This is a genomic window from Ramlibacter sp., assembly GCF_035706265.1.
GTDB lineage: Bacteria > Pseudomonadota > Gammaproteobacteria > Burkholderiales > Burkholderiaceae_C > Ramlibacter.
Genome location: NZ_DASSVG010000284.1, coordinates 1 through 2,863, shown reverse-complemented (window position 1 = coordinate 2,863; position 2,863 = coordinate 1). Strand labels below are relative to the sequence as shown.

Genomic DNA, 2,863 nt, shown 5'->3' with positions numbered 1-2,863 from the left:
CAGCTTGTAGTCCTTGTTGTACTTGCGGATGATGTCCCAGGTCGGGAACTTCTCGCTGAAGCGCCGGCGGTTGTTCTTCCACATGAAGTCGTAGACGCAGTTGTGGAAGTAGTAGAACTCCAGGTGCTTGAACTCCGCCTTCGCGGCGGAGAACATCTCCTCGACGCGGTGGATGTGTTCGTCCATGGTGCCACCCACGTCCATCAGCAGCAGCACCTTCACGTTGTTGTGCCGCTCGGGCACCATCTTGATGTCCAGCCAGCCCGCATTGGCCGCGGTGGAGCGGATGGTGTCGTCGAGGTCCAGTTCCTCCTCGGCGCCCTCGCGCGCGAACTTGCGCAGCCGCCGCAGCGCGATCTTGATGTTGCGCGTGCCCAGTTCCTGGCTGTCGTCGTAGTCCTTGTAGGCGCGCTGGTCCCACACCTTCACCGCGCTGCGGTTGCGGCCCTTGTCCTGCCCGATGCGGATGCCCTGCGGATTGAAGCCGTAGGCGCCGAACGGCGAGGTGCCGCCGGTGCCTATCATCTTGCTGCCGCCCTCGTGGCGTTTCTTCTGCTCCTCGAAGCGCTTCCTGAGCGTCTCCATGAGCTCGTCCCACCCCATCTTCTCGATCTTCGCCTTCTCCTCCGGCGAGAGCTCTAGTTCCAGGTTCTTGCGCAGCCACTCCAGCGGGATGTCCTTGCTGAAGTCGGCGATCAGCTCCACGCCCTTGAAGTAGGCCGCGAAGGCGCGGTCGAACTTGTCGTAGTGCTTCTCGTCCTTCACCAGCGCGGTGCGGGCGAGATAGTAGAAGTCGTCGATGCTGAAGGCCCCGTCGCTCTGCGGACCGACTACGCCCGCCTTCAGCGCCTCGACGAGGGTGAGGTATTCCTTGACCGAAACAGGCAGCTTGGCGCTGCGCAGGGTATAGAAGAAGTCGATCAGCATGTCAGCGTTCTCCCCGCGGACGCGCCAGCTGGTACTGCAGGTGCGCCTTCACCTCCGGCCACTCGCCGGCGGCCAGGCTGTACATCACGGTGTCGCGCACCGTGCCGTCGCGCCGCAGCGCGTGGTGGCGCAGAACGCCGTCCTTGCGCGCGCCCAGGCGCTCGATGGCGCGCTGGCTGGCGAAGTTGTAGTTGTCGGTGCGCCAGCCCACCAGCTGCGCGCCCAGCGTCTCGAAGGCATGCTGCATCAGCAGCAGCTTGGCCGTGGTGTTGACGTGCGTGCGCTGCCAGGAGCGGCCGTACCACGTGTAGCCGATCTCCAGCCGCTCCACCGCCGGCACGATGTCGTGGTAACGGGTGCTGCCGATCACGCGGCCGCTGGCCGCATCGACCACGACGAAGGGCAGCATGTGCCCATCTTCCTGGTCTTTCAGCGCCGCGGCCACGTAGGCTGCCGTCTCGCCCGGTGCGGGCACGGAAGTCACGCGCAGGTTCCACAGCTCGCCGTCGCGTGCCGCGGCTTCCAGCGCGGCGACGTGGTCCGTCGCCAGCGGCTCCAGGCGCAGGCGGTCATCGGCGAGCGTGACGGGTTCGGGCTTGCGCATGGCTTGTCCTCAGGCTCCCTTGTCGTAGCTGGCGCTGGACGTGGCGCCGCCCCAGCCGTCGGCGGCGAAATCGACCTTCACCGGCACCTCCTCGCCGCAGGCGCGGAAGCTCCAGAACTCGCTCCACTGCCCGCGCACGAGGTAGCTCTCGGCCACGAGGGTGCCGGTGAGCGGCAGGAATTCGGCCCCCTGCAGCTCGGTCGCACTCACGGATTTCAGCTGCACGTCCTGGCAGGCCTTGCCGCCGCTTTGCGCGCGGTAACCCTGCCGCGCGGCGGCGAGCGCATCGCCCCAGGCGCCGAAGAAGGCCCGCGGCGATGCCTTGGTGCCGGCGGCGTCGCGCGCGATCGCATCGGCCTCGCGCGCGAAGCGCTCGATGGTGGGGCTGTGCTCGCCATTGCGGATCAAGAGCGCCGTCAGCGCGCCCAGCCGTGCCACGTTGCGAGGTGCCACGGTGTCGTGGAAGTAGGCGGCCAGCAGCGGGCCGGCGGCGGGATGCCCCTTGCCGGCGGCGAAGCCCAGGCCCTCGATGGCGTCGACCTGTTCGCGCCGCTGCGCCAGGCTGCGCGCGGCCAGCCTTGCATAGGCCTGCGCATCGACCCGGCCCTCGCGCAGGAACTGGTTGGCCGGATCGTTCTGGAAGGCCAGGAACAGCATCAGCCCGCCCGCCGGCTCACCCCTGGAGAGCGCCCAGCGCGCGAACACGCGCGCCTCCTCGAAGCGGTTCAGGCTCGGGATGGCGCCGGCCAGCACGCATTCGGCCCGGCGGGCCGCCTCGCGCGCGTCGGCCGGGGTCATGGCGATGGTTTCGCACAGGCGTTTGAGTTCCGCGCCCGGTGCCGGCAACGCGGGGGCCGTCTGCGCCTGCGCGCCCCCTGCAAGCAGGGCGGCAGCCAGGGCCGGGCGCAGCAGGGCACGCATGGCGCTCACCGGTTGTGGCGCTGCATGAACACCAGTTTCTCGAACAGGGTCACGTCCTGTTCGTTCTTCAGCAGTGCGCCCACCAGCGGCGGCACCGCCACCTTGTCGTCCTTGCTTTGCAGCGCCTCGATCGGGATGTCCTCGGCCACCAGCAGCTTCAGCCAGTCCAGCAGCTCGGAGGTGCTGGGCTTCTTCTTCAGCCCCGGCAGGTTGCGCACGTCGTAGAAGGTCTTCATCGCCGCGCCCAGCAGCTCACCCTTCAAACCCGGAAAGTGCACGTCCACGATCTGCCGCATCGTCTCGGCATCGGGGAACTTGATGTAGTGGAAGAAGCAGCGGCGCAGGAAGGCATCCGGCAGCTCCTTCTCGTTGTTGGAGGTGATGAACACCAGCGGCCGGTGCCTGGCCTTC

General features: G+C 67.8%; 4 protein-coding genes. All 4 read right to left on the bottom strand.

Features of this window, described 5'->3' with window-relative positions:
* Positions 1 to 927: hypothetical protein (locus VFM98_RS10440; protein ID WP_325109858.1), on the bottom strand; the 927-nt coding region annotated here is incomplete at its 3' end.
* Position 928: 1 nt separating this feature from the next.
* Positions 929 to 1,531, bottom strand: a complete 603-nt coding sequence (locus VFM98_RS10435; protein WP_325109857.1) for a GNAT family protein — start codon at positions 1,529 to 1,531, stop codon at positions 929 to 931.
* Between the two features lie 9 nt (positions 1,532 to 1,540).
* Positions 1,541 to 2,452: a hypothetical protein gene (locus VFM98_RS10430; protein WP_325109856.1), complete on the bottom strand. Its 912-nt coding sequence runs from the start codon at positions 2,450 to 2,452 to the stop codon at positions 1,541 to 1,543.
* Positions 2,453 to 2,457: 5 nt separating this feature from the next.
* On the bottom strand, positions 2,458 to 2,863 hold a 406-nt coding region (locus tag VFM98_RS10425; RefSeq protein ID WP_414709010.1), incomplete at its 5' end, for an AAA family ATPase.